General features: G+C 61.5%; 25 protein-coding genes and 2 pseudogenes. 11 read left to right on the plus strand and 16 right to left on the minus strand.

Going from position 1 to position 22,284, the window contains the following annotated elements; translation table 11 throughout:
- Positions 1 to 386 precede the first annotated feature (386 nt).
- The 3 genes from CJ014_RS19450 (at position 387) to CJ014_RS19460 (ending at position 4,249) form a co-directional block, all read left to right on the plus strand.
- Entirely contained in the window at positions 387 to 2,126 is a 1,740-nt protein-coding gene (locus tag CJ014_RS19450; RefSeq protein ID WP_100082156.1) for a ParB/RepB/Spo0J family partition protein, read from the plus strand.
- Positions 2,127 to 2,681: 555 nt separating this feature from the next.
- Positions 2,682 to 3,269: a hypothetical protein gene (locus CJ014_RS19455; protein ID WP_100082157.1), complete on the plus strand. Its 588-nt coding sequence runs from the start codon at positions 2,682 to 2,684 to the stop codon at positions 3,267 to 3,269.
- A 416-nt stretch (positions 3,270 to 3,685) separates the two neighbouring features.
- A complete protein-coding gene (locus tag CJ014_RS19460) occupies positions 3,686 to 4,249 on the plus strand; it encodes a sigma-70 family RNA polymerase sigma factor (protein WP_100082158.1) in 564 nt (187 codons plus the stop codon).
- 205 nt (positions 4,250 to 4,454) lie between these two features.
- Here CJ014_RS19460 and CJ014_RS19465 read toward each other — a convergent pair whose 3' ends face one another.
- The 4 genes from CJ014_RS19465 to CJ014_RS19480 form a co-directional block, all read right to left on the minus strand.
- Positions 4,455 to 4,808 carry a MoaF-related domain-containing protein gene (locus CJ014_RS19465; RefSeq protein WP_100082159.1) on the minus strand — a complete coding sequence of 118 codons (354 nt, stop codon included), beginning with the start codon at positions 4,806 to 4,808 and terminating at the stop codon, positions 4,455 to 4,457.
- 57 nt (positions 4,809 to 4,865) lie between these two features.
- Positions 4,866 to 6,071: an MFS transporter gene (locus CJ014_RS19470; protein WP_100082160.1), complete on the minus strand. Its 1,206-nt coding sequence runs from the start codon at positions 6,069 to 6,071 to the stop codon at positions 4,866 to 4,868.
- A 159-nt stretch (positions 6,072 to 6,230) separates the two neighbouring features.
- Complete coding sequence (locus tag CJ014_RS19475) at positions 6,231 to 6,524, minus strand: arsenic metallochaperone ArsD family protein (RefSeq protein ID WP_100082161.1); 294 nt, start codon at positions 6,522 to 6,524, stop codon at positions 6,231 to 6,233.
- A gap of 125 nt (positions 6,525 to 6,649) precedes the next feature.
- Positions 6,650 to 7,702: a permease gene (locus CJ014_RS19480; protein ID WP_100082162.1), complete on the minus strand. Its 1,053-nt coding sequence runs from the start codon at positions 7,700 to 7,702 to the stop codon at positions 6,650 to 6,652.
- 329 nt (positions 7,703 to 8,031) lie between these two features.
- On the opposite strand from CJ014_RS19480, the gene CJ014_RS19485 reads away from it, so the two are divergent.
- Both CJ014_RS19485 and CJ014_RS19490 read left to right on the plus strand, forming a co-directional pair.
- Positions 8,032 to 8,286, plus strand: coding sequence for a FitA-like ribbon-helix-helix domain-containing protein (locus CJ014_RS19485; RefSeq protein ID WP_100082163.1), 255 nt, complete (start codon positions 8,032 to 8,034; stop codon positions 8,284 to 8,286).
- Entirely contained in the window at positions 8,283 to 8,708 is a 426-nt protein-coding gene (locus CJ014_RS19490; protein ID WP_100082164.1) for a type II toxin-antitoxin system VapC family toxin, read from the plus strand. Before CJ014_RS19485 ends, CJ014_RS19490 begins: the two co-directional genes overlap by 4 nt.
- A 56-nt stretch (positions 8,709 to 8,764) precedes the next feature.
- Here the strand turns inward: CJ014_RS19490 and CJ014_RS19495 are convergent, their stop codons facing one another.
- The 8 genes from CJ014_RS19495 to CJ014_RS19530 form a co-directional block, all read right to left on the minus strand.
- Positions 8,765 to 9,652: a cation diffusion facilitator family transporter gene (locus CJ014_RS19495; RefSeq protein WP_100082165.1), complete on the minus strand. Its 888-nt coding sequence runs from the start codon at positions 9,650 to 9,652 to the stop codon at positions 8,765 to 8,767.
- A gap of 26 nt (positions 9,653 to 9,678) precedes the next feature.
- Positions 9,679 to 10,149, minus strand: coding sequence for a rhodanese-like domain-containing protein (locus CJ014_RS19500; RefSeq protein WP_100082166.1), 471 nt, complete (start codon positions 10,147 to 10,149; stop codon positions 9,679 to 9,681).
- 55 nt (positions 10,150 to 10,204) lie between these two features.
- A complete protein-coding gene (locus tag CJ014_RS19505; RefSeq protein WP_100082167.1) occupies positions 10,205 to 10,444 on the minus strand; it encodes a thioredoxin family protein in 240 nt (79 codons plus the stop codon).
- 75 nt (positions 10,445 to 10,519) lie between these two features.
- The gene (locus tag CJ014_RS19510; RefSeq protein ID WP_100082168.1) at positions 10,520 to 11,263 is read right to left on the minus strand and encodes a sulfite exporter TauE/SafE family protein; all 744 of its coding nucleotides are present in this window, start codon (positions 11,261 to 11,263) and stop codon (positions 10,520 to 10,522) included.
- Between the two features lie 12 nt (positions 11,264 to 11,275).
- A complete protein-coding gene (locus CJ014_RS19515; RefSeq protein WP_100082169.1) occupies positions 11,276 to 11,908 on the minus strand; it encodes an FmdE family protein in 633 nt (210 codons plus the stop codon).
- A gap of 52 nt (positions 11,909 to 11,960) precedes the next feature.
- On the minus strand, positions 11,961 to 12,728 hold the full coding sequence (locus CJ014_RS19520; RefSeq protein ID WP_100082170.1) for a pyrroline-5-carboxylate reductase family protein: 768 nt from the start codon (positions 12,726 to 12,728) through the stop codon (positions 11,961 to 11,963).
- A 19-nt stretch (positions 12,729 to 12,747) separates the two neighbouring features.
- Positions 12,748 to 13,815: a permease gene (locus CJ014_RS19525; protein ID WP_100082171.1), complete on the minus strand. Its 1,068-nt coding sequence runs from the start codon at positions 13,813 to 13,815 to the stop codon at positions 12,748 to 12,750.
- Positions 13,812 to 14,108: an ArsR/SmtB family transcription factor gene (locus tag CJ014_RS19530; protein ID WP_100082172.1), complete on the minus strand. Its 297-nt coding sequence runs from the start codon at positions 14,106 to 14,108 to the stop codon at positions 13,812 to 13,814. Before CJ014_RS19530 ends, CJ014_RS19525 begins: the two co-directional genes overlap by 4 nt.
- A 114-nt stretch (positions 14,109 to 14,222) precedes the next feature.
- Between CJ014_RS19530 and CJ014_RS19535 the strand changes: the two genes are divergently transcribed.
- The 3 genes from CJ014_RS19535 to arsN2 are packed head-to-tail and all read left to right on the plus strand — an operon-like array spanning position 14,223 to position 16,976.
- Positions 14,223 to 15,077 (plus strand): metalloregulator ArsR/SmtB family transcription factor, encoded by an 855-nt coding sequence (locus CJ014_RS19535; RefSeq protein ID WP_245427464.1) that lies wholly within the window; start codon positions 14,223 to 14,225, stop codon positions 15,075 to 15,077.
- On the plus strand, positions 15,074 to 16,135 hold the full coding sequence (arsB, locus tag CJ014_RS19540; protein ID WP_100082174.1) for an ACR3 family arsenite efflux transporter: 1,062 nt from the start codon (positions 15,074 to 15,076) through the stop codon (positions 16,133 to 16,135). Before CJ014_RS19535 ends, arsB begins: the two co-directional genes overlap by 4 nt.
- 16 nt (positions 16,136 to 16,151) lie before the next feature.
- Positions 16,152 to 16,976 (plus strand): arsenic resistance N-acetyltransferase ArsN2, encoded by an 825-nt coding sequence (arsN2, locus tag CJ014_RS19545; protein WP_100082175.1) that lies wholly within the window; start codon positions 16,152 to 16,154, stop codon positions 16,974 to 16,976.
- Here arsN2 and arsK read toward each other — a convergent pair.
- Positions 16,954 to 18,180 (minus strand): arsenite efflux MFS transporter ArsK, encoded by a 1,227-nt coding sequence (gene arsK, locus CJ014_RS19550; protein ID WP_100082176.1) that lies wholly within the window; start codon positions 18,178 to 18,180, stop codon positions 16,954 to 16,956. The genes arsN2 and arsK overlap by 23 nt on opposite strands.
- A gap of 3 nt (positions 18,181 to 18,183) precedes the next feature.
- Positions 18,184 to 19,362 carry an arsenite methyltransferase gene (gene arsM / locus CJ014_RS19555; RefSeq protein WP_100082177.1) on the minus strand — a complete coding sequence of 393 codons (1,179 nt, stop codon included), beginning with the start codon at positions 19,360 to 19,362 and terminating at the stop codon, positions 18,184 to 18,186.
- 209 nt (positions 19,363 to 19,571) lie between these two features.
- Here arsM and CJ014_RS28430 point away from each other — a divergent pair.
- From CJ014_RS28430 to CJ014_RS19565, 3 genes and pseudogenes are all read left to right on the plus strand, one after another.
- A pseudogene (locus tag CJ014_RS28430) lies at positions 19,572 to 19,673 on the plus strand (transposase); the annotation flags it as partial.
- A 441-nt stretch (positions 19,674 to 20,114) separates the two neighbouring features.
- A pseudogene (locus tag CJ014_RS19560) lies at positions 20,115 to 20,427 on the plus strand (DUF736 domain-containing protein).
- Between the two features lie 205 nt (positions 20,428 to 20,632).
- Positions 20,633 to 21,274 carry a DUF6904 family protein gene (locus tag CJ014_RS19565; protein ID WP_100082178.1) on the plus strand — a complete coding sequence of 214 codons (642 nt, stop codon included), beginning with the start codon at positions 20,633 to 20,635 and terminating at the stop codon, positions 21,272 to 21,274.
- 77 nt (positions 21,275 to 21,351) lie between these two features.
- Here the strand turns inward: CJ014_RS19565 and CJ014_RS19570 are convergent, their stop codons facing one another.
- Together CJ014_RS19570 and CJ014_RS19575 are read right to left on the minus strand one after the other, a co-directional pair.
- Positions 21,352 to 21,864 carry a GNAT family N-acetyltransferase gene (locus CJ014_RS19570; protein WP_100082179.1) on the minus strand — a complete coding sequence of 171 codons (513 nt, stop codon included), beginning with the start codon at positions 21,862 to 21,864 and terminating at the stop codon, positions 21,352 to 21,354.
- A 3-nt stretch (positions 21,865 to 21,867) separates the two neighbouring features.
- Entirely contained in the window at positions 21,868 to 22,170 is a 303-nt protein-coding gene (locus CJ014_RS19575) for a type II toxin-antitoxin system TacA family antitoxin (protein ID WP_100082180.1), read from the minus strand.
- Between the last annotated feature and the right edge of the window lie 114 nt (positions 22,171 to 22,284).

Raw genomic sequence — 22,284 nt, forward strand, 5'->3', positions numbered from 1 at the left:
TCGTTCGTCAGGCTGCACAGTGATGCCCGGTCCCTTGCGTCGTTTCCTGATAACCCAAAGCGCCGGATTTGGCGCCTCAAGCGGCTTTCGCTCCCAAATGCAACGTCATTGAAGAAAGACGGGAAGGGGAAGAAAGCCGAGAGAAATTCCCTCTCGCAGAACGGCCGCCCCGGCAACTCTGTCGCTCAAACGCGGCCTGACGCGATCCCGGCCCGTCGTCCTGCGCAAGGGCTGTGAGCCCTGCTTGTCCGGCCGGGCAGGGATGCTCGGCCGCATTTGTACCGGCCCGCCCGTTCCGCGGGTGCTGGAGGTGTCTTCGAGAAGAAGACGGAAGAGGACCGGGAAAGGAAACCGGTTCGCAAACCTCCGGCAAAAGGAATGAACCCATGCGCCTCATGACTGTCGATCCGCGCGCGCTCAAGGAAAATCCCGATCGTACGCGCCAGACCAAATCCAGCCCGCAGGCCGACGCCTTGCTTCTGGCGACCATCCGACAGGTTGGCATCGTCCAGCCGCCGGTCATTGCCTCTCAAGGGGAGGGTGGTAATGGCTATATCATCAACTCCGGTCACCGGCGCGTCGCCCAGGCGATCGTCGCCGGCCTCACGGAAATCACCGTGTTGGTGGACGAGGCGGCCAATGACAACGGCGCCATGCGGTCGATGGTGGAGAACATCGCGCGCGAGGCGCTGAACCCGGTCGATCAGTGGCGGGCCGTCGAGCGTCTCGTCGCGCTCGGCTGGACCGAGGAGGCGATCGGCGTCGCGCTGGCGCTGCCTGTGCGCCAGATCCGCAAGCTGCGGCTGCTTGCCAATGTGCTGCCGGCGATGCTTGAGCAGATGGCCAAGGGCGACATGCCGAACGAGCAGCAGCTGCGCACCATTGCGGCGGCCTCGCTCGAAGAACAGCGCGAGGTCTGGAAGGCGCACAAGCCGAAAAAGGGCGACCCGCAGGTCTCCTGGTGGGCTGTCGCCAACGCGCTGACGAAGAAGCGCATGTACGCGCGGGATGCGAGCTTCGATGACGAGCTTGCCCGGGCCTATGGCATCGAATGGCTGGAGGACCTGTTCGCCCCCGCCGACGAGGACAGCCGCTACACTACCAATGTCGAGGCCTTTCTCGGCGCGCAGCAGGAGTGGATGACGGCCAACCTGCCGAAAGGCGGTATGGTCGCCGAGGTGAACAATTACGGTCAGGCATCGCTGCCGCCCAAGGCCGAGCGCGTTTATGGCAAGCCCGGCAAGGGCGACCGTGCCGCTCTCTACATCGACCGCGACGGCAAGGTGCAAACAACATATTTCCGGATGGCGGAGCCGAAGAAGGCCAAGAGCCAGCCAAACGGGGACACCGATTCGGGGATCGGGGCCGACGGGCTTGTTGCCACTAGGTCGCGTCCCGACGTGACGCGCAAAGGCGTCGAGATGATCGGCGATCTGCGCACCGATGCGCTGCACGAAGCGCTTGCCCGCGCTCCCATCGAGGACGACACGCTGATGGCTCTCCTGGTGCTGGCGCTCGCCGGCACCAATGTGTCGGTGCAGTCGGGCGCCTCCGACGATGTCTATGGCTTTGCCCGCATGAGGCGGCATGCGGCCCGATTGGTGGGGGAGGACGGTGGGCTCGATCCTGAACCGGATATCTTGCGTGTCGCTGCCCGTTCGGCGCTGATCGACGTGTTCTCGGCGCGTGAGAACCGCACCAACAGCGGCCTTGTGGCCCGTCTTGCCGGTCAGGCCATCGGCGCTGACCACTTTTTGCCCAACATGGGGACCGAGGACTTCCTCGCCTGCCTGTCGCGTCCCGCGCTGGAACGGTGCTGCCGGGAGACGCCGGTTATGCCGCGCGCCAAAGTCCGGGAGACGCGTGCCGCGCTGGTCGACCATTTCAAGAGCGCTCGCTTCGTTCACCCGTTGGCCTTGTTCGCGGTTGACACGGCGGAGATCGCCGGTTGGCGTGGACCGTCCAACGGCAGTTCCCACGACGTGGCCCGCGAGGACGAGAGCGATGTCGTTCCCTCGGATGGGGCACTCGGTTCCCCGGAGAGCATCGGCGGAGACGTTGGTTTCGCTGATGACGAATTGACGGACGAGTTGGCTGACGAGCCTTGGCCGATCGCTGCGGAATAATCCGTCCGTTCCGGCCCCATTTCTCAGAACGAACCCGCGCCGCCGGAAGGTTTCTGGCGGCGTATCCGTTTGAGGTGCCGGTCTTGGGCGCGGAGTAGGGGAGGGCGGCATGAGGGCTGGACCTGGCGGGCGCTCGTGTCGAATGCTGAGGGCGAGCGTACTCGGGTTGGTTCCATGGCCCTAGACTTCACCGGCCGTGCGTCCGGGCGGGCGATCTTGAGCTTTTCCCAGTCTCCTGTTTGGGCATCCAGGCATTGAGCGCCCCTGCCGGTCACCCCTCGGTTTCGGGCGGTCTTGAACCGTCGGCCGGTCGTTTCAAGGTCGCTTTGCGCCGCGTTGCGGTCCAGTCCGGCTCGCTCGCAAAGTGGGCCCGCTCAGGCGCCTGAGGCTGTCTTTGGCCAACCTCGCCCTTCGCAAGCCCGCTTCGCTCGTCTCGCAGGCCCGGAACCTGTGAAAGCGACCGTCCTCATGACGGTTCTTTTTGACCGCACCGAGGGGCAGCCGGCAGGGGCCGGTCAAGACCCCGAGGTGCCTCAAAGACAGGAGTTTTCAGAAATGGCCAAGCCCGCAACCGCCTCTCGCCCCGCTTCCAAAGTCGTCCCGCTCCACAAGGGAACCACCCTCGAAATGGTCCGCCTCGCCTGTCCCGACAACAACCAAGCCGAGCGCATCTCCGCGAGCTTCGGCCTCCCCCTTCTCGACAGCGACGGCATCCGCGCCACCCACTTGCAACTGATCGCCGAAACGGCGTCGGCGCTCTCCGAGGGCCTCAAGGAGCGCGCCATGCAGATCCATCTGCAGCGGATCGTCGGCGCCTATGTCGGCTCGGCCCACGGTGCCGGTCAGTTCTACTCCCGCGCCGTCACCGAGGCGCGCGATGCAACCGCCAAGGCGGCCTGCGACGCCCGCGACGAAGATGTGGACGGTCCTGTCGGCTTCGACGGTCCTGCTCAACGTAAGCGGGAGTTCGCCGCCGACATGGGTCTTCAGGCCCACGCGCTCCGCATGGCGGCCGAGGGCGCGGTTGCCGCCTATGAGCAAGTGGTCGGCGAGCGCTGGAAGCCCTTCGAGCGCCCGGCCGATCCGGCGGCGCCGACGCTGGACCGCAAGGCGGCCGAACTCCAGATTGCCGCCTTCGGCTAATCGCCTCTGACATCAGGGCGGGGCCGAAAGGCCCCGTCTCAGCTTTTCCATTCTTGCACTTGAGCCGGAACGCTTGGCGCTTCCGGTATTTTGCCGAGGTTTGCTAACATCATAGAATTAAAGGAGATATGATGGTGCTCAGCCCTGAATGGTGCATCCTTTTCCGGCGCTTTCCGTCCTTACCAATAAGTGACCGTCAACATCATTAGGAGAAGAGTTGTGGATCAGGTTCAGGCACCGGCCGGTGTGCGACCAAACGATGGAATGAGAACCCGACCGGCACTTGCCTATCCGTGGCCGGGGACCATCGGCAATGAGGATTGCCGCCCGTCCACCCGCGACCGGGCGCCGTGTGGCGAGCCCGCAAGTTGCGTTCCCTCTACTCTGAATGAAGCCGGCAAACCAATGGGCCAGCCATGATCGGGGCGCTCGAACGTGAATCCTGGTCCGATGTGACCGCCAAGCTCAAGGACTTCATCGGCCGACGGATCCGCGACCCGTCCGACCGCGACGATGTGGTGCAGGATGTCTTGTTACGTGTTCTTGCCAACTTAAGTGATCTGCGGACGCCCGAGAATCCCGGGCCATGGATTTACCGGATCGCCCGCAACGCCATCGTCGATCACTGGCGCCGAACAGCCGGGTGGACAACGTATCCTCTTTCGGAAGATTGCGACGCCCCGGAAGCGGAGAACGAAGACGCCGTGCTGCAAGGCGTGGCTTCCCACCTGCATCTCCTCATCCGCCGCCTTCCCGAGCCATACCGCACCGCGTTGGTTCTTACCGAGTTGGAGGGATTGACCCACAAGGCGGCCTGCGAGCGCGTCGGCGTATCGCTGTCGGCGATGAAAACGCGAGTTCGGCGCGGCCGGTTGATGCTGAAGGATTCGCTGGAAGCGTGTTGTCGCTTGGGCATCACGCCGGGCGGCAAACTCATCGAGTGCGAGCCGAAGGCACCTTGCGTCGCTCGTGGCTCGTGAGACGACTGGGTTGGTTCCCCGTTCCCCACTAACTGTCTTGCCTAAAGCGGCTCGGTGCCGTTTCGGAGTCTCCCCCAAAGCAACACCGAGGACCGAACGGCAGAAGATCATCGTCTTTTGCGTCGGCGAACGGCCGTGCGCGGTCGGGTGAACCCTACCCCTCGTCGACGGCCACTCGCCAGGCATGGTGTCGCTGTCGCGGTCCTTACTCAACCCGCCGGAACGGACCTTCAATACGCATGAATTCGTTCCCTGGTTTTGTTATGTTGGCGTAGATGACGCCCTTTCCGAAATCCTCGACATGGACGACGGTGGTCTGGTTTTCTTCCTGCCAGGCCACCATGAAAACGTCCTGTCGGAGCGGCGTGACCTCGATCTTCACCGTTTCGACGAAGTCTTTGTATTTTCCTTTCATTCCATAGATCGTCAATGACGATATCGAATGAAATTCAAGTCTCACAAGCAAATCTCCGCCGTAATCAACTTCATAAAGGTTGCCAACGGCAGGGAAAACGTACGGGCTGGGCGTGTTGCTCGCCATGTATTCGATAGTAGGCATCTCACAGAGTCCTTCTGTTGGCTGTCATGGATGGTGAATTTAGGGGGTAATGTTCAGTCAGGCGGGGGAATGTTGTTTCTTCGGCGCGATGAGCGAAAGTATTGTCCAGAGCGAAAGCGACGCGAACAGCGTCAAGGCGCCGGCGAGGATATACATCCACTCGATGTGACCCGAGGCAATCAGCGAGCCGTTGGCCAAGGAGCCCAGCCCCCCGCCAACGAACATGCCGAAGCTGACCAGAGACATGACGGTACCGCGCATCATCGGCAGTAGGGCCTGTGCGTTCATGACGAGCGTCGACTGCAACAGAACAAAGGCCAGGCCAAATCCGAAGTAGCCAAGGACAAGGAAAAGGGTGGAGAGATGACCTGACGCCAGCGGTATCAGCAACATCAGCACGGAAGCTGATCCGGCTATGCCGGCAACCGGCACGAGCCTGGTTTTGAGCAATGGCTGCAATACCGGCAGGAGCTTGCTGCTCGTGATCGACCCAACACCGAAAGCCGCGACGACCAGCCCAACCGTTATTATTGGAAAGCCGGTCAGGGTCTGAACGTAGTACCCTGAGAAGGAGAAACTCCCAAATACAGAGAATCCGATGGCCAGAACGACCGTTATCATGCTGAGTAGAAGAGGGTTTCGGAATGCAGCCGCGTAAAACTTGAAGATGTTGAACGGCTCGCGCGCGACGTTCCCGTTCGGCACGAGGCGCAACACCAGTAGCGACAAAGCGAGTTCGGCCAAGCCGTACAGAATGTAGACGCCGCGCCAGGATCCGAACTGCGCCAGAACACCGCCGATGACCGTTGCCAAAGCGCCACCCAAAAAGCCGAGACCGAGGACTTTCGCCATCGCCCCCTGACGCTCGCGATCATTGAACTCGGCCCCGATCAACGCCATCGTGACAGGAAATATTCCGGCTCCGAGCAGGCCGCTCATGACCCTGAAAAACATCAAGGATTCCAGGTTGAAACTGAAACCGACAAGAATGCTGAAAAAGGAGGTCCCGAGTGCGGCCACTTTTATCACTCGGCCTTTTCCGAATTTGTCGGACAACGGCCCAAAGATGATAGTGAAAAGGCCAAAGCTCAGCATATAGGCGGTAACGGAAAGTCCTGCTTCCGATATGGATAGATTGAGGTCGGAGGCAATACTTGGAAGTAGAGAGGCCGCTGCGTAATTCTCGCCGTTTGCCCAGAATGCCAGGAACCCGAGAACATACGGTAGGGATGACTTTGAGGATTTGGTGTTGTTATCTGACATTTGATGTCGTTCCGGAGGCGGCAGGCAACGCGACGTGAGCGCGGGGATGCGCTTCAGATCGGATCTCGGCCAAAGGTGCGGCAGATGTCGTGAGCAGCGTTGCCTGCCAGCCCGTGTCGTCGGTTTGCCGCGTCATAAGGATGAAGCTATCAGTCGTCCTCAGCATTCCAGCTTGATGTCAATGGCTTGCGCGAGTTCCTCTCGCGAGAGGTAACGCCCGATGGCGACAATGCGTCCGTCGACGACGGTGATCGGCAGTCGTTCCATCGTCGTACCCATCTCCTTGAGCACTTCGGCATTGGCGGTAAAAGCCTGAGGCGTGCGCGCCAGACTGTAGCGACTGACCTCAACGCCGCATTTGGCAATCAAACGCAGGTCTTCGGCGACTCGGAACAGGGCAGGGTCGACCGTGCGTGAGCAGCAGGTCGGGCGATCATAGAGCTCAATTTTCATTTTGGTCCTCGCTTAAGTTAGGGGGCTAGATCTTCAGCTGATAAGCTGATGGAAAGAACGCGTTGCGATGGGGGCTGAGAGTACGTCCCGATCAAGCTCGTATAGGGTCCGTCGTGTTGGATGTGCTATGTAACAAGATTGAATACATAGCCGACGATCATGATACCGACCGATACGACGCCGACGAATACTGCGATCAGGGTAGGCTTGAGCACCTTGCGCAGAATGAGGATTTCCGGCGCGGAGAGGGCAATCACCGCCATCATGAAAGCCAGCACGGTTCCAAGCGCCGCTCCCTTGTCGATCAGCGCCTGCACCACCGGGATTATCCCTGCGGCGTTCGTGTACATGGGGACGCCCAGTATTACGGCGACCGGCACGGACCACCAGGCATCCTTGCCCATCACCGAGGCCATGACATTCTCGGGGACGTAACCGTGGATGATGGCACCCAGCGCGATGCCAAGCACGACGTAGAGCCATACTCGGCCCAGGATTTGCCGGACGTGAGACCACCCAAATTCAAATCGCTCAGGCCAGGTCTTGGTTGCAGCGATCTCCTCAAGCCCCTGTGTTGCCTGTATCTTCTGCACCCAGTCTTCCAGATGACGTTCCATGCCCAGATGACCGATGATCAAGCCTGACACGATGGCGACCGCCAGCCCCATCCCGAGGTAAAGAGCGGCAATCTTCCAGCCGAACAGCCCGAAAAGCAGCACGAGCGCGACCTCGTTCACCATGGGTGCCGAAATCAGGAAGGAGAACGTCACCCCCAGCGGTACGCCCGCTGAGAGGAACCCAATGAATAATGGGACCGCCGAGCACGAGCAGAACGGCGTTACGATGCCAAGCGACGCCGCCAGAGCATTGCCAACGCCCGTCCGCCTTCCGTGAAGCAAGGCGCGCGTACGTGCTGGCGAGAAAAAGGTCTGAATGATGCCCATTGCGAAGACAATGGCGACCAGCAACAGGAGGATATGGGGGGTATCAAGGACAAAGAAGTGTACGGCTTCGCCGAGGCGCGTATCACGACTCAGTTGCGCGAGCGCGATGACGCCATCGGCGACGTCCGACAGATGATTGAAGAGAAACCACCAAATGAGCGCTGCGACGGCGAGCCACACCAGCCAGACGCTTAGAGAGCGCCTGGATCGAGTGACGGCGGAACTGTCGGTCATTGAACCCCTCCGAATAATCCTGTGTTCACAGGTAGAGACGGAGAGCGCTGCAATTGGGTGCAAGAAACTGATGCCTACTTCGTAGGATTTTCGCGGAGGAAGGCGGTCCGGCGTGGCGGAGCCGTCCCCCTGAAGTACAGCCGGGAGCGCCACCCGCGAGCACACACGTCTGGTTGACCGTGCCTTTCGGTTCATCTCATCGGATGGAGTTGAACGGGCCACTGAATGGACGATCGGCCTCGGTGGCTTCCTGTTCCAAACGGATTGTTAGTCCGAATGCACTTCTGTAGAATGATTGCATTGCTAGCAGTGGGAAAGAGGTGCTTTATATGCCTTCCATCACCATCAGGAACGTGCCGGACGACGTTCATCGGGCCCTTCGCGTCCGCGCAGCACAAAATGGGCGCAGCGCCGAGGCGGAAATCCGTGACATCCTCGCAAAGGCGGCAAAGCCCGAAGGTCGCGTGATGCTCGGTTCTCTGCTTGCTTCGATCGGCAGCGAAGCGGGTCTCTCCAACGCGGATGTCGAGGCGCTCAATAGTTTGCGCGACAAGACTCCGGCCGAGCCCGCGAGCTTCGAATGATCCTGATCGACACCAATGTGGTCTCGGAGCCCTGGAAGCCGGCGCCGGATGCCCGTGTTCTCGCCTGGCTCGATGTCCAGGCCATCGAAACCCTGTTTCTGTCAGCCGTTACCGTCGCCGAACTGCGGTTCGGTATCGCAGCGATGCCAGAGGGCAAGCGTCGGACGGTCCTGCATACTCGCCTCGAAGACGAAGTGCTGCCGCTTTTTTCCGGCCGTATCCTGCCCTTCGATCTCGAAGCCTCGAGGGCTTACGCGACGTTGATGGCAGCGGCACGCGCCTCCGGCAAGGCGGTCGCCGCGACCGACGGCTATATCGCCGCGACGGCTCTCGCCCGCGGTTTCTCGGTTTCCACCAGGGATGTGAGCCCATTTGAAGCGGCGGGGCTCAAGGTCATCAATCCCTGGGCTATTCAATCGTAGCCGGCTCCAGGCACGTGAGGGGCTGCTGGGGGGCGAAGCTTCGCCCTATTCCCTAATCACTCGACAAGACACTGTTGGGCGCGCTCGCAGGGATAGGATTCTATCTGGAGCGTTACGTGGCTGATCCCGAACTCATGCTCGAGTTCGTCCGCGACAAAATCGATGAAGTCATCTTGGTCCGCTCCGGTCCGGACCACATGCGCCGCGAGGGCCGTGCGGGTGGTGGAAAGTGCCCAGATGTGGAGATCGTGAACACCGGTGACGCCATTCTGGGCGCCAATCCACGCAGCGACTGCATGCCGGTCCACCCCGGATGGCACTCCATCCAGAAACAGCTCCAGAGACTCTCGCATCAGACCCCAGGCGGAAAAGGCAATCACTACGCTGACGGCAATGGCCGTCGCGGAATCGAGCCACTGCCAGTTCGTCAGCATGATGCCGCCGGCGGCGAGCACGACCGCGCCCGAAACACCGGCGTCGGTGGCCATGTGCAGGAAGGCACCTTTCGCGTTCAGATCGCCTTTTCGAGATTTCATGAAAAGAAGAGCCGATCCGGCATTCACACCAATGCCCAGCAGCGCGACGATCATCACCGTCAGGCCCGGTATCTCGACCGGCGTGGTAAGACGGGATGCCGCTTCCCAGATCACAATGCCGACGCCGATCAGAATGGCCGTGGCGTTGAGCATGGCCGCCAGGATCGTGGCGCGTCCCAGGCCCCAGGTGAAGCTCATCGTTCCCGAACGGTTGGCCAGCGAGGCGGCGAACCAGGCGATCAGCAAACCCGCGACATCCGTTAGGTTGTGCGCGGCATCTGCGAACAAGGCCAGCGAGCCGGTCAGCGAGGCGGCGGCAGCCTCTACCGCCACATAGGTGACGTTGAGCCCTACGGCCCACCGAAAGGCGGGGCCGAGATCGGAGGGCGGTGCATGATCATGGGCCATTTGTCGGGTCTTTGCGTGTGAGCGTGTCAGCAGCAGGTTCCAGCGGTGACCTTGGATTTGGACGAACTATCGCAGCCGCACGAAGCCTCGCTGGATGCATCTTCCTCGCCGCAGCAACAGGAGGACGCCTGGCCAGACGGTGCGATTGACGCATCGCCGTGCACGGGAAAACCACGCTCTATCCAGCGTTGCATGCCGTGCTTCATGTTGGCAACGCGCTCGTATCCTTGATACATCAGGAAATAGGTCGCCTTCAGACTGCGCGCACCGACCTGGCAGGCCAAAATAACATCTCGGTCGCGCGGGATCTCATTCCAACGAGCCTCAAATTCCGACATTGGCACGTTGATGACTTCGCAATCGGCAAAACTGACCCTGGCCAGTTCATCGGCCTCGCGGACATCCACCAACAGCGCGCCATCCTTGAGCAGCCCGCGCGACGTGGTCGGGCAGACCTCACGTGCTTCGGCGAGTTCTTTTTTAGTCGTTTCGGTCATCTTGCTTTCTTTCCTGCCTGGGGCGGAGGTCGCCGATCCGTCGAAAAACATTTCGTCAGTGCTTTGCGGCCAACCAACCTTCGATCATTTCGCGCGTCGGAACCGACCCCGTGTGAACGACCTTTCCGTCGATCACGACGCCCGGCGTGGACAAAACGCCGTAGCTCACGATCTCGCGCATGTCTTCAACCTTCGTGAGTTGAGCCTGTATGCCCCTGGACTGAATGACCTTCTCCAAGGCTTCGCTTGTTGCCTTGCATCTCGCGCACCCCGGACCCAGAATCTTGATTTCCATTTTCTTCACCTCGTTCAAGTTTTACTGACGATCAACGTTATGACGTCTGCGTATGAGAGACGCGGAAAGGCTTCGTCATAACAAACCCCACACCATCTTTGCCGCCGTCGCCAGAAGAACGACGCCAATGACATACTTGAGTTGATGGCTCTTCAGCTTTTCGCTCATGAGCCAGGCACCCAACGCCGCCCCGGCTATCGAGGCCGCCGCCGTCGATCCCACGAGAACGTAGTCGACACCCGACAGTGTTGCGTGGGCCAGAAAGCCGGTCAGCGAAGCGAACACGATGGCGAAGGAAGCCGTGGCGGACGCGTTCTTTGGATCGAGTCCGGTTCCAACGAGAGCTGGAACGATGATGCTCCCGCCACCGACACCAAGGAGACCTCCGACGAAACCGGCAATACCCCCGATGGTGGAGCCTTGCACCATCTGTGTCCGGACGCTGCTTTTCCGACCGGTTGGCTTGGGCGAGTAAAGGAGCATCATCAAGCTGGCGAAGACCAGAAAGCCGGAAAACAGCCAAAGCAACACGTGGCGATCAAGTCCCTGGCTGACATGGACACCGAGCGGGGACAGGATGACGGCAACCACGGTGATGGGGATTGCCAGTTTCCAGACCACCAGCTTCTTGCGAATGAAGGTTGCTGTCGAAACACTGGTCGAGATGGCGTTCAACAGGAGAGCGACAGCCATCGCCGCGTGAATTTCCACGCCCAGAGCCAGGAAGATGGGAACCAGGATAAAAGCCGCGCCGACACCGGCCATGGCCATGATCGCGGTCAAAACGAGCGTAGACGCCGTTGCGATGGCTATCAGCATGTTGCCAACCCCTTACGCGCGTTTGGGCTCGGCGATGCCGGTCAAACGCTCATGGCAGGGGATACAGACGCGTTTGCCGTCCGCTATGCGCGCATAGCCTTCGACAACCATTTCGCCGCAGCCTTCGCAAATGAAACTGGCGAATGAGTGCTTATGCTGGTCGACTTTGTAGTCGAAGATTTCACCAACGGTTAGCAACATGTCGTCCGGGGCACCGAGGACGCGGTCGAGCAGCGGCTGGACGACTTCGGGGGGAACTTTCGAAGCCGGAATTCCCTTCTCGCGATAGTCCTTGAAGAACGACGTCTGCTTGTTGGCGAGCATCGCTTCGCCTTTGGGGGTTACCCGAACGGCACGCCCCGAAGCGACGTCCACCAGGGTGACGCCCCATTTTCCGTAGTGCAGTTTTTTGATGTTGCCTTTGCCATAGGTACAGCCGGTGATCATTTGGACGCCATCGACGAAGCAGGTGGCGCAATGGTCCTCGCCGAGTTCGACCAGTGCCAGCAATTGGCCGTCCTTGGCCCGCTCGACGCCGAGGGCATTGAGCGCCGCCGCGCCGCCGCGCAAGCCCATCGGCATGGCCGGGCATTTGTGGCCGTGCAGGATTAGTCCCGGTTCGAGATAGTCGGATGCATTGATCATTATTGAAATCCTTCGTTTTGCGCGGGCTTTCGCCTTGCGAACTTCCTCACGCTCACGTCGTCAGCTTTTGGAACAACGGCTTCAGGCGCTCGTGATAGATGGCAACGATGGCGGCCTCGTCGCCTGCCAGTGGCTTGACGGGCACGAGGTCCATCACGCCGTTGGCGGACAGGTCGGATTCGTACATGGTCGCGGCGGCGCCTCGGGCCATGGCCGCGACCGCTTCCCGGGCCGCGGCCACCGTCAGGCCGAATTCGACGGCCAGTCGTTCCAGTTCCCTGAACTGGAACCACAGATAGGTCGGCCCCATGGCTGAGATCAGCGCATAGGCCTCGATCGTTCCTTCGTCGACCACCGGACAGTCGCCGAGCGGCACCATCAGGGCAATGAGCGCTTCTCGCTCCGCATCGGAAAGCGCTGGGGCGAACGCAATGGGATTGTAGCCTTGGCCGACGATCGAGGGCGCGTTGGGGTTCTGCCGGGCAATGCGAGCAAAGCCGCCGAGCAGTCGGGAGAGATCGGCGAACCTGACCTTCGGTGCCAGCGAAAGCAGGATCGCCGAGGGCTTGAGATGGCGACCGATTTCGGGCAGCACATCGGCCAAAACCGGCGGATGCAGACCGACGATGACGAGGTCGGCAGAGGCTGCCTCGGCAAGACTGCCGCTCTTGACGGTCGGATAGGCGGCGGCGAGTTTCTCCGCTGCGTCCGAGTTGGCGTCGAAGGCGACGACGGCGTCGGGAAGGACGCCGGCTTGATCCCAGCCTTCGAGCATGATGCACGCAATGCGCCCGGCGCCGATGAACCCGATGGTTTTCATGTTTGGCTCTTCTGTCGCCTCAGGCGACGAACAAGGCGTTGAAGAGATAGCCGACGGTGACGATGCCGAGCCCGACGACGCCGATGAAGACGGCGATCAGCTTCACGGTCAGCACCTTCCTCAGGATGATCATTTCCGGCAGCGACAGGGCGATCACCGCCATCATGAAGGCGAGCACGGTACCGAGCGCCGCACCCTTGCCGATCAGAGCCTCGACGATGGGGATGATGCCGGCGGCGTTGGAATACATGGGGATGCCAACCACGACAGCGGCAGGTACTGACCACCAAGCATCCTTGCCCATGATCGAGGCCAACAGTTCGGCCGGCGCGTAGCCGTGGATCAGGGCGCCGATCGCGATACCGGCGATCACCCACAGCCAGACTTTGCCGACGATATCCGCCACCGCGTCTAGTCCGGCACGAAGGCGGGCGACGACTGTCAGCCGCTGGTCGGGGAGTTCGGCATTGCCCATCCGAACGTCACGCACCCAGGGCTGCAGCCATCCATCGAGATGGAAGCGGCCGATGACGAAGCCGGCGAGGATGGCCAACCCGAGACCGGAGGCGAGATAGGTCACGGCCACTTTCCAGCCGACGAGGCCGAACAACAGGCCTAGGGCGACTTCGTTGACCATGGGAGAGGCGATCAGGAAGGAGAAGGTGACGCCGAGCGGCACGCCGGCCGACACGAAGCCGATGAATAGCGGCACCGCCGAGCAGGAGCAGAAGGGTGTGACGATGCCGAGCGAGGCAGCGGCGACGTTGCCGACGCCCTCCCGTTTGCCGGAAAGGAGACGACGGGTGTTCTCGGCCGAGAAGAAGCTTCTGACGACACCCATGGCGAAGACGACCAGGGTGAGAAGCATGAGGACCTTTGGCGTGTCGTAGAAGAAGAACGCAAGGGCCTCTTCGAGGTGACTTTCAGGCGCGATCGGAAGCTGGGCGACTGCCCAGGCGGAGACGGGTTCAAGGACCCAGTAGACCGCAAACCAGGCGACCAGCCCGAGCACGGTTGTGGCGAGCCAAATGGTCGGCCGTGGACCCACGGAAGGTCTGGGGGTGGGAGAGGGACAACAGGTGCTCATGCCGCTTCCTCCTGCCGATCCTCTGGCAGGGCCAAGGCGGCATCGACAAGCGCCACAACGGCCGCCTGCAGGCTCGGGTTGCGCCGATAGCGAACCCATTGGGCATCCCGGCGATCGACGACCAGTCCGGCGACCTTGAGTGCCGCCATATGGCGCGACATCCGGGATTGGGACGCGTCGATCTTGCGCATCAGTTCGCAGACACAGTGCTCATCGCCATCCCAAATAAGCCTGATGGCGGCGAGCCGGGTCGGGTCGGCCAGAGCGGACAGAAGGGTGATCGGATCTTTCATGTGCTTTTCCGGTTATGCGTGTATCAGCAAATTATAATGTAAAGAGGAGCATTGCAAGCCTATTGATGTCTTCCATATTTCGTTTATTGTCGAATTATGGAATTATCAGAAGCCATGGACGCGTTCGCGGCCCTTTCCCAAATCACGCGGTTGGAGGTCTTTCAGCTGCTTTTGCGCCATGAGCCGGACGGCTTGGCGGCCGGGGATATTGCCGCCGCGCTTGGTGTGCCGCCCAATACCCTCTCAGCCCATCTCGCCATCCTGACCCGGGCCGGACTGACCACAGCGGAGCGGCGAAGCCGTTCCATCGTCTACCGGGCGAGAACGACCCACGTCAGCCGTCTGGTGGATTTCCTAGTCAAGGACTGCTGCGGCGGTAACCCTGAACTGTGCCGGATTCCGCACCCTCTTCCTCAATCCTCGCTGTCAAAGGACGACATCATGCCTGATCGCCCGTACAACGTACTGTTCCTCTGCACCGGCAATTCCGCCCGCTCCATCATGGCCGAAGCCATTCTCAACCATGACGGTGCCGGCCGCTTTCGCGCTTTCTCCGCCGGCAGTCATCCAACCGGCAAGGTCAATCCGATCGCCCTCGAACTGTTGACCGAGGACGGATTCTCGACCGAGGGATTGCGCTCCAAGAGCTGGGATGAATTCGCCGAGCCCGGCGCGCCGGAGATGGATTTCGTGTTCACCGTCTGTGACAACGCGGCCGGCGAAACCTGCCCGGTCTGGCCGGGGCACCCGATGACTGCCCACTGGGGCATTGAGGACCCGGCCCGAGTCGTCGGGACCCATATTCAGCAGAAAACAGCCTTCGTCACCGCTGCGCGCTATCTCAAGAACCGGATCACCAACTTCCTGGCGCTCCCGGTCCGGAGCCTCGATCGTTTGGCCCTCACCAGCCAGCTGCGCGATATCGGTCGGCTCGATGGCGCCACGGCCAAGGCAGGAGAGACCAAATGAGTTCCGTTGCCCGCCGCCTGTCTTTTCTTGATCGCTATCTGACCGTCTGGATCTTTGCCGCCATGGCGATCGGCGTCGGCATCGGCTACGTCCTGCCGGGCGTCGAGGCGCTGATCAACTCCTTCCAGGTCGGCACCACCAACGTGCCGATCGCCATCGGCCTTATCCTCATGATGTATCCGCCGTTCGCCAAGGTGCGTTACGAGGACCTGCCGGAGGTGTTCGCCGATGTGAAGGTTCTCGTCCTGTCGCTGGTCCAGAACTGGTTGATCGGACCGGTACTGATGTTCGCGCTGGCCATCATCTTCCTGCCGGACAAGCCCGAGTACATGGTCGGCCTGATCCTGATTGGCCTTGCCCGCTGCATCGCCATGGTGGTGGTCTGGAATGAACTGGCCAAGGGATCGACGGAATACGCGGCCGGTCTCGTCGCCTTCAACTCGATCTTCCAGGTGCTGTTCTACAGTGTCTTCGCCTGGTTCTTCGTCACCGTCCTGCCGCCGGTCTTTGGGCTGACGGGCTCCGTGGTGGCGATCTCCATTGGCGAGATCGCGAAAAGCGTCTTCATCTACCTCGGCATCCCCGCCATCGCCGGCGTGCTGACGAGGGTGATCATGCTCCGCTTCGTCTCCAAGGACTGGTATCACAGCCATTTCGTGCCGAAGATCGGCCCCATCACGCTGATTGCGCTGCTGTTCACCATCGTCGTCATGTTCTCGCTGAAGGGGAACCTGATCCTGACCATCCCCGGCGATGTGGTGCGGATCGCCATTCCCTTGCTCATCTACTTCGTGGTGATGTTCGCGCTGAGCTTCGTGCTCTCGCTCAAGGCCGGCACGGACTACAAGCGCTGCACGACGCTGTGCTTCACGGCGGCCAGCAACAACTTCGAGCTGGCGATTGCAGTGGCCGTCGCGGTCTTCGGCATCAACTCTGGCGCGGCGTTCGCCGCCGTCATCGGTCCTCTGGTCGAAGTGCCGGTGATGATCGGTCTCGTCAACGTGGCGCTGTGGACGCGCCGCTTCTTCCCAGCCGAGAAGCTGTCGCTTCGCACCTGAATAGAGGGCTCTCCGCATGGATGTGACCATCTACCACAACCCTGCCTGCGGCACGTCGACGAACACGCTGGCCCTCATCCGCCACGCCGGCATCGAGCCAACGGTGATCGAGTATCTGAAGGCGCCGCCCGATCGGGCGACGCTTCGGGGCCTGATCTCCCGGGCAGGGATGAAAGTCCACGACGCGCTGCGGCAGAAGGGTACGCCCTATGCTGAGCTGGGGCTTGGTCCCGATATGCCGGAGGATATCCTGCTCGATGCCATGATGGCGCACCCGATCCTGATCAACCGGCCGCTTGTGGTGACGCCGAAGGGTGTGAAGCTCTGCCGCCCCTCCGACATGGTGCTTGATCTCCTTCCGGAGGAGCCTCTGCCCGATTTCATCAAGGATGACGGCGAGCCGGCGTTGCGTGACACAGCCGTGACCGGTGACGATGCTGGCCTCTTGGCCGCGCTCGCCGTAGCGGACCTGCCGACCTATGATCTATCGGAGCCCGGCCGGGCCTTCTTCGCCTTCCGGAGCCTTTTCGGCGAGCTTCTCGGCTACGGCGGATTCGAGCTGTATGGCGAGGAAGTCTTCCTGCGCTCCCTGGTCGTTCTGCCCGAACGGCGGGGTGCCGGCGTCGGCAAGGCGATTGTCGCCCGCCTGGCTCGGCGGGCCTTTGATCTCGGTGGCCGGCGCCTGTGGCTTCTGACCACAACGGCGGTACCGTTCTTCGAGACGATCAAGTTCAAACACGTCGATCGGGCGGACGCCCCGGCCAGTATTCTGGCAACGCGGCAGGCCCAAGGGCTCTGCCCGTCGTTGGCTGCCGTGCTCACGCGGCCGATTTATCTGTAGAGACCGTGGCGTCCCATGGGACGCTACGGCGCATCCGGGCGATTTCCAGGAAGGCGGCAACGCCAAGACATCCGATGCCCACAAGCACGGCGAGAGCCCCTTCGGCGCCGATATGGTCGACCATGAAGGCGAACAGAAAGGGTGCGATGGCCCCTGCGAACTGTCGGGCCTGCGCCATCCTGCCCATCAGTGCGCCGTAACCCTCGCTGCCGAACAGCGCCAGCGGTAGCGTCCCCTGCACGATGCTCTTGAGACCCGAGCCGAAGCCCAGAAGCACGGCGAACACGACCGCGCCAGCGACGGCAGGCGCGGACAGGGCCAGCATCAGCACGGCAAGCGGCGCCGCGACGGCGGCGATGAGCGTAATCGAAAGCGGATGACGGCCGGCGCCAAACACCATGTTGACGAAGCGCACGCCGACCTGCGCCGGGCCAAACAGGGTTGAAACCAGAAGCGCCGCCGCACCGAGGCCAAGCCCCTGCAACACCGGCACCATCTGCGCCAGGAGCGCCGACAGGACTACGCTTGACAGCGCGAATCCGCTCGTTGCCAGCAGGAATAGGCGCGCGGTCGGCGTTGCTGATGGCGCACCCGAGTCCCCCTTAGGAGTCGCACGCGTCGGGTCGTGCGCGGGGCGTCGCCGAGCTAGCACGATATGGATTGGCAGCGCCACGAAGACATTGAGCCCGGCATAGAATCCTAGAACGAGGCGCCAATCTAGCACGGTGACCAATTCCGAGGTCAGCGGCCAGAAGATCGTCGAGGCAAATCCGGCGATCAGTGTGAGATAGGTGATATGCGTCCGCGCCGCCTGGCCGCCAGTCTGAACCAAAGCTGTAAAGGCAGCCTCGTAGAGTATGAGCGGCGCCCCGACCTGCAAGGCTAGGAGCGCCGCCGCAAAGGTTATCGGCCCTGGCGCCAGGGCCATGCCGGCGAGCGCGGCGGCGGCAATCGTCGATCCCGCCGCCATCAACCGGCCGGCACCGCGCCGGTCCATCTGTCGGCCGCTCCATGGCGACACGGCCCCGCCGATCAGGAGCGTTCCGGAAAAGAGCCCGAACAGCCAGGATGTCGGCAGGCCGAAGCTTGCGCCAACGCGATCAGCGACGATGGCAAAGCTGTAGTAGGTCGTACCATAGCCGATGATCTGGGTCAGACCGAGCAGGCTGACGACGACAGCCGGGGACAGGCGCGGCGCCGGCACCGACTAGACGGTGCCGGGTTTGGTTGCCCGCACGAAGGCGCTGAAGATCTTGCCATCGACCTGCGCCGCCAAAGCGTCAACATCGAGGTCCTTGTTGACCAGGAATCCGCGCGCATCCTCGGCCCGATAGATGCGGGTCGGCTCAACATCGATGTTGACGAAGCCGGCCGCTGCCAGCTTACCGCGATAGTCGTCTTCATCGAGCGCGCCGGCAATGCAGCCTGCCCAGGCCAGAACGTCCTTGCGGATCGGCGCGGGGATGTCGCCCCGCGTCACCACATCGGACACCGCAAAGCGGCCGCCGGGCCTAAGTACCCGGAAGGCTTCCCGCAGAACCTGGCTCTTGTCGGCCGACAGGTTGATGACACAGTTCGAGATGATGACATCCACGGAGCCGTCAGGCAGCGGAATCGCCTCGATCTCGCCTTTCAGGAACTCGACGTTCTCAGCGCCGGCTTGGCGTTGATTGTCCCGCGCCAGCGCCAGCATCTCGTCCGTCATGTCGAGACCGTAGGCCTTGCCGGTCGGACCAACGCGCTTGGCCGACAGCAGAACGTCAATGCCTCCGCCCGAGCCTAGATCAAGCACCACCTCACCGGCCTTCAGCTCGGCGAGTGCGGTCGGGTTACCGCAGCCGAGCGAGGCCAATACGACCTTCTCAGGCAGGCTGCCCGCCTCGATCGCGGAATAGAGATCGGAGGTCACCGGGTTCTTGGCCGTGCCCTCGGTCGAGCAGCAGCTCGTTCCGCAGCCGCAACTGCCGCCGCTTCCGGCCTTGAGCGCCGCCTCGGCGTACTTCTCGCGCACGACTTCCTTGATCGAGCTTTCCGACATGATGTTCTCCTCGCAACAGGTAACCTTTTCGGGGGAGACGGCCTTGTTCCGGGTGCAGCACTCGGCGAACAGGAACGCGAGAATGCTCTCCAGCGCCTCGGCATTGGCCGAGTAGCGGAGGAAATTGCTTTCCCGCTTCACGTTCACCAAACCCTCGTTCTTCAACTTGTCGAGATGATGGGAGAGTGTGGACGGGGCGATGCCCAGCTCGCTACCCAATTCGCCGACGACGAGCCCATGAGGATGGGCCGCCAAGAGCAGGCGAACGATCCGCAAGCGGGTTTCGGTGCCCAGCGCCGCCATCATGTCGGCGAAGCGGGCAAGTTCCTGATCGGGGTCAGTCGTCATGGTATCTCCTTCTGTATTTCTATAATTGCAGAATTACAGAATGTAAAGGCGAACCCAGAAGCAGAGCAGAGGCATTCAGAAGTGCGGAAGTTCCCCTTTTCTGCGTCTCGCAGGGAGTCCTTGCCTTAACCGATTACTGAATAGCTCCGAGTTTCGGAGGCACCCTCGGGTTGGCTTTTCTGCTGCTTTTTTGATCGCGACGGCGACGGCATCCCTTTCGCGGTCATGGGCAGATAAAGCCGGAGCAACAGGAGATTGACTGGCTGCGTAAGGAAGTCGCGAAGCTGAAGGCGGAGCGTGACATCCTAAAACTGGCGGATGTCATCTCTCTGCCGGCTGCTGCGACGTTTGATCGCGCGCGCCCATATGAATACCCACGCGGTCGGGCTATCGGGCGTTTGTTCGCTTGGGTAGCCGCGCTTCGATGTGAGTCTCGCCGACAGACGCAATGCCGACTGGACCAATGAGGCTTCACATTCCTTTCCCGTCTGCTGGCCGACCCTTCTGCGGGCTCGATGTGGCATGTCTGACCGGAGCACGGCTTCGCCTCGATCGTCTTCCCGCAACTTTCGTTCAAAACTTTCTTCCCCTGCTCACAGGCTCGCATTCCTCGCGAAACAACAAAGCTTTGTCCGAACGTCCTCCACATGCGTTTCGGCTCTGACGAGTGCGGTCCGATCGTCCCCGATCTTTTCGACTGCCATCGAGGCCGCGAAGGGCGCGGTCCGAAACGAGCGAAAAGGAACATCATCATGGCGACCATCGGTTCTTTCACCGCCTCCGACATCTTTCACCGGTTCGATCCGCACGCTGACGCTTAACGTCAAGGCTCGCTTCCAGCGCGTCGACAACCCTTCGGACAAGGGGCCGCACTACCGCATCTACGCGGCCGGCAATGTTGAACTGGGCGCAGCCTGGCAGAAGCGCTCGGAACAGACCGACCGGGACTACCTCTCGGTCAAGCTCGACGATCCGAGCTTCCCGGCTCCGATCTACGCGACGCTTTCCGAGGTCGAGGGCGAGACCGGCTTCCAGCTCATCTGGTCTCGTCCCAACAGGGACTGACACCTCGGGCGCAGGCGGCCCCGCCCATCGCGGCGGGGCCGGTGCGACGGGCCAAGCCAACTGTGCCGCCGCATCGAAAGGGGCGCAATTGGCGCCGCCGCTGGATGCCTCTCTTTGGAAGCCCGGAGAACCTGTGTAGAGTGAAAACACATGTTCGACGCGGTCATTGCGGCCGCCGAACGATAACAACTTCACCGGTGTTTCCATGCTCTCCCATCAGCTGCTTCGCAACCACGCGGGCATCGTGCTCATAGGGGACTATGGCACTCTCCGGCTGCTGAACGAGGTTGTTCGAGACGTTAATGAGCGTTCACCGCTCGTTCGGGACAAAGAGGGTGCTTTTCTTGTACTCGCCCATGACGCCCGGAAAGCCTACGAGCAGCAGCGTGAGATTATTCAACCGCCGGAGCATTTCGAAGAAATCGGCGTCCGCTACGGCGTGGCGATCCTCTGGCCAGTTCTTCTCCCGCAGCAGCGGATGCTCCGGGAATCTCTTGCCTGGATCGACCACGGAAAGAAGCACCAAGCGATCACCTATGCCCTCGAAGCCGTCATTGAAGAGGCGCTAAGGGAAGACTTCGGCTCGAGAGAGCCAGCTGTGACCGAGGCTTGGCAACGGCTCGATCCAGCGCATCTCGGCTTTTTCGAAAGGTTGCATACACGCGGCGCTCTGTTTTGTTCCTGGACGAAGAGCCAACGGCGCCAGCTCTTGCCGAGCCTTCTGTGGAGCTTCCACCCACTTTTCGGGGTTGGCGCTGGCGCCTATCCTTTTGGTCCCAACGAGCAGGTGACACCAGAGGATCTGGCCGCCTGGGAGGGCTACGAATGGCCTGATCCCAAGCTCTAGGCGGACCGGGACGAGTGATCTTCCGGTGGGCGGCCTTAATGCAAGCCCGAATGGGCGGCGGCCCATTGTCCGGCCTTTCACCTGAACAGCATTTCTATATCGGTCATTGCACGAAACAGCTTCAGAGGCTGGTCCGGAAATGGCTGGAAGCTCTCGCGCTCATAGAAGCGCTTGGCGGCTTGATCCTTGGCATCGACGATGACCGCGAACGAGGCGATCTCGCTACATACTGCCCGATAGAGCGCGTCTGCCAGAAGAAATCGGCCGTAGCCCTTGCCTTGGTGCCGTTGATCGACGGCGAGCCGGCCGAGCAACGTCGCCGGGATGAGTGGATAGCGCGGTAGCTTGCGGGTGAGGGCGTTCGGCAATTCTGGCAAGCGGATCGCCGTCGCCGACAGCGTGTAGAAGCCTGCAATGTTGCCATCGGCCAGAACCAGCACGAAGGGCGCGGCGACCCTCTTGCGCGCCTCTTGTCCGGCCTGCGTCCGAAAATAACGGTCGAGCGGCTCCACGCCGCACGCAAACTCCGTGCGATCGTGAATGGCGCTGAGAGCCTCGATGCGCGGAATGTCCGCCGCTTCCCCTTCCACTTGTCAGACGCCCGTCTTTTCGCGGTAGAGGCGGATCGTTTCGCGCAGCCGTTCGTTGACCGGCCGCGGTTCAGTCAACGCCTTCACGAAGGCCTCGCTATCCCGCACGGAGAGCGATAGATGCTGATGTTCCTCGATGGCACGCCGCGCCGCGTCCTGGACGCTCGTCAGAACGAAATCCGTGACCGTGCGCCCCTGCAGTGCCGCCGCGTGCTCGATGAGGCGCTTCTGGTCAGAGGTGACGCGCGTTTCCAGGCGCTCTCCCCGGACCCGACCGGAAGAGGATTTCTTAGCCGCTTCAGCCATTTTCTCGGTCTCCTATTCGTGCATTATGTACGGCCAGTGGCCGGGAAAATCAACAAATAGTTGATTCCTGCGCGGCGCTCTGGCGGAGACTCAAGACGGTAGCCGACGTGCGGC

The sequence above is a fragment of the Pleomorphomonas carboxyditropha genome, from assembly GCF_002770725.1.
GTDB classification, from domain to species: Bacteria; Pseudomonadota; Alphaproteobacteria; order Rhizobiales; family Pleomorphomonadaceae; genus Pleomorphomonas; species Pleomorphomonas carboxyditropha.

What these genes read in the sequence shown, in the direction of transcription:
- CJ014_RS19450 (WP_100082156.1), top strand. Translation starts at nt 387, where the DNA reads ATGCGCCTCATGACTGTCGATCCGCGCGCGCTCAAGGAAAATCCCGAT.
- CJ014_RS19455 (WP_100082157.1), top strand. Translation starts at nt 2,682, where the DNA reads ATGGCCAAGCCCGCAACCGCCTCTCGCCCCGCTTCCAAAGTCGTCCCG.
- CJ014_RS19460 (WP_100082158.1), top strand. Translation starts at nt 3,686, where the DNA reads ATGATCGGGGCGCTCGAACGTGAATCCTGGTCCGATGTGACCGCCAAG.
- CJ014_RS19465 (WP_100082159.1), bottom strand. Translation starts at nt 4,808, where the DNA reads ATGCCTACTATCGAATACATGGCGAGCAACACGCCCAGCCCGTACGTT.
- CJ014_RS19470 (WP_100082160.1), bottom strand. Translation starts at nt 6,071, where the DNA reads ATGTCAGATAACAACACCAAATCCTCAAAGTCATCCCTACCGTATGTT.
- CJ014_RS19475 (WP_100082161.1), bottom strand. Translation starts at nt 6,524, where the DNA reads ATGAAAATTGAGCTCTATGATCGCCCGACCTGCTGCTCACGCACGGTC.
- CJ014_RS19480 (WP_100082162.1), bottom strand. Translation starts at nt 7,702, where the DNA reads ATGACCGACAGTTCCGCCGTCACTCGATCCAGGCGCTCTCTAAGCGTC.
- CJ014_RS19485 (WP_100082163.1), top strand. Translation starts at nt 8,032, where the DNA reads ATGCCTTCCATCACCATCAGGAACGTGCCGGACGACGTTCATCGGGCC.
- CJ014_RS19490 (WP_100082164.1), top strand. Translation starts at nt 8,283, where the DNA reads ATGATCCTGATCGACACCAATGTGGTCTCGGAGCCCTGGAAGCCGGCG.
- CJ014_RS19495 (WP_100082165.1), bottom strand. Translation starts at nt 9,652, where the DNA reads ATGGCCCATGATCATGCACCGCCCTCCGATCTCGGCCCCGCCTTTCGG.
- CJ014_RS19500 (WP_100082166.1), bottom strand. Translation starts at nt 10,149, where the DNA reads ATGACCGAAACGACTAAAAAAGAACTCGCCGAAGCACGTGAGGTCTGC.
- CJ014_RS19505 (WP_100082167.1), bottom strand. Translation starts at nt 10,444, where the DNA reads ATGGAAATCAAGATTCTGGGTCCGGGGTGCGCGAGATGCAAGGCAACA.
- CJ014_RS19510 (WP_100082168.1), bottom strand. Translation starts at nt 11,263, where the DNA reads ATGCTGATAGCCATCGCAACGGCGTCTACGCTCGTTTTGACCGCGATC.
- CJ014_RS19515 (WP_100082169.1), bottom strand. Translation starts at nt 11,908, where the DNA reads ATGATCAATGCATCCGACTATCTCGAACCGGGACTAATCCTGCACGGC.
- CJ014_RS19520 (WP_100082170.1), bottom strand. Translation starts at nt 12,728, where the DNA reads ATGAAAACCATCGGGTTCATCGGCGCCGGGCGCATTGCGTGCATCATG.
- CJ014_RS19525 (WP_100082171.1), bottom strand. Translation starts at nt 13,815, where the DNA reads ATGAGCACCTGTTGTCCCTCTCCCACCCCCAGACCTTCCGTGGGTCCA.
- CJ014_RS19530 (WP_100082172.1), bottom strand. Translation starts at nt 14,108, where the DNA reads ATGAAAGATCCGATCACCCTTCTGTCCGCTCTGGCCGACCCGACCCGG.
- CJ014_RS19535 (WP_245427464.1), top strand. Translation starts at nt 14,223, where the DNA reads ATGGACGCGTTCGCGGCCCTTTCCCAAATCACGCGGTTGGAGGTCTTT.
- arsB (WP_100082174.1), top strand. Translation starts at nt 15,074, where the DNA reads ATGAGTTCCGTTGCCCGCCGCCTGTCTTTTCTTGATCGCTATCTGACC.
- arsN2 (WP_100082175.1), top strand. Translation starts at nt 16,152, where the DNA reads ATGGATGTGACCATCTACCACAACCCTGCCTGCGGCACGTCGACGAAC.
- arsM (WP_100082177.1), bottom strand. Translation starts at nt 19,362, where the DNA reads ATGACGACTGACCCCGATCAGGAACTTGCCCGCTTCGCCGACATGATG.
- CJ014_RS19565 (WP_100082178.1), top strand. Translation starts at nt 20,633, where the DNA reads ATGCTCTCCCATCAGCTGCTTCGCAACCACGCGGGCATCGTGCTCATA.
- CJ014_RS19575 (WP_100082180.1), bottom strand. Translation starts at nt 22,170, where the DNA reads ATGGCTGAAGCGGCTAAGAAATCCTCTTCCGGTCGGGTCCGGGGAGAG.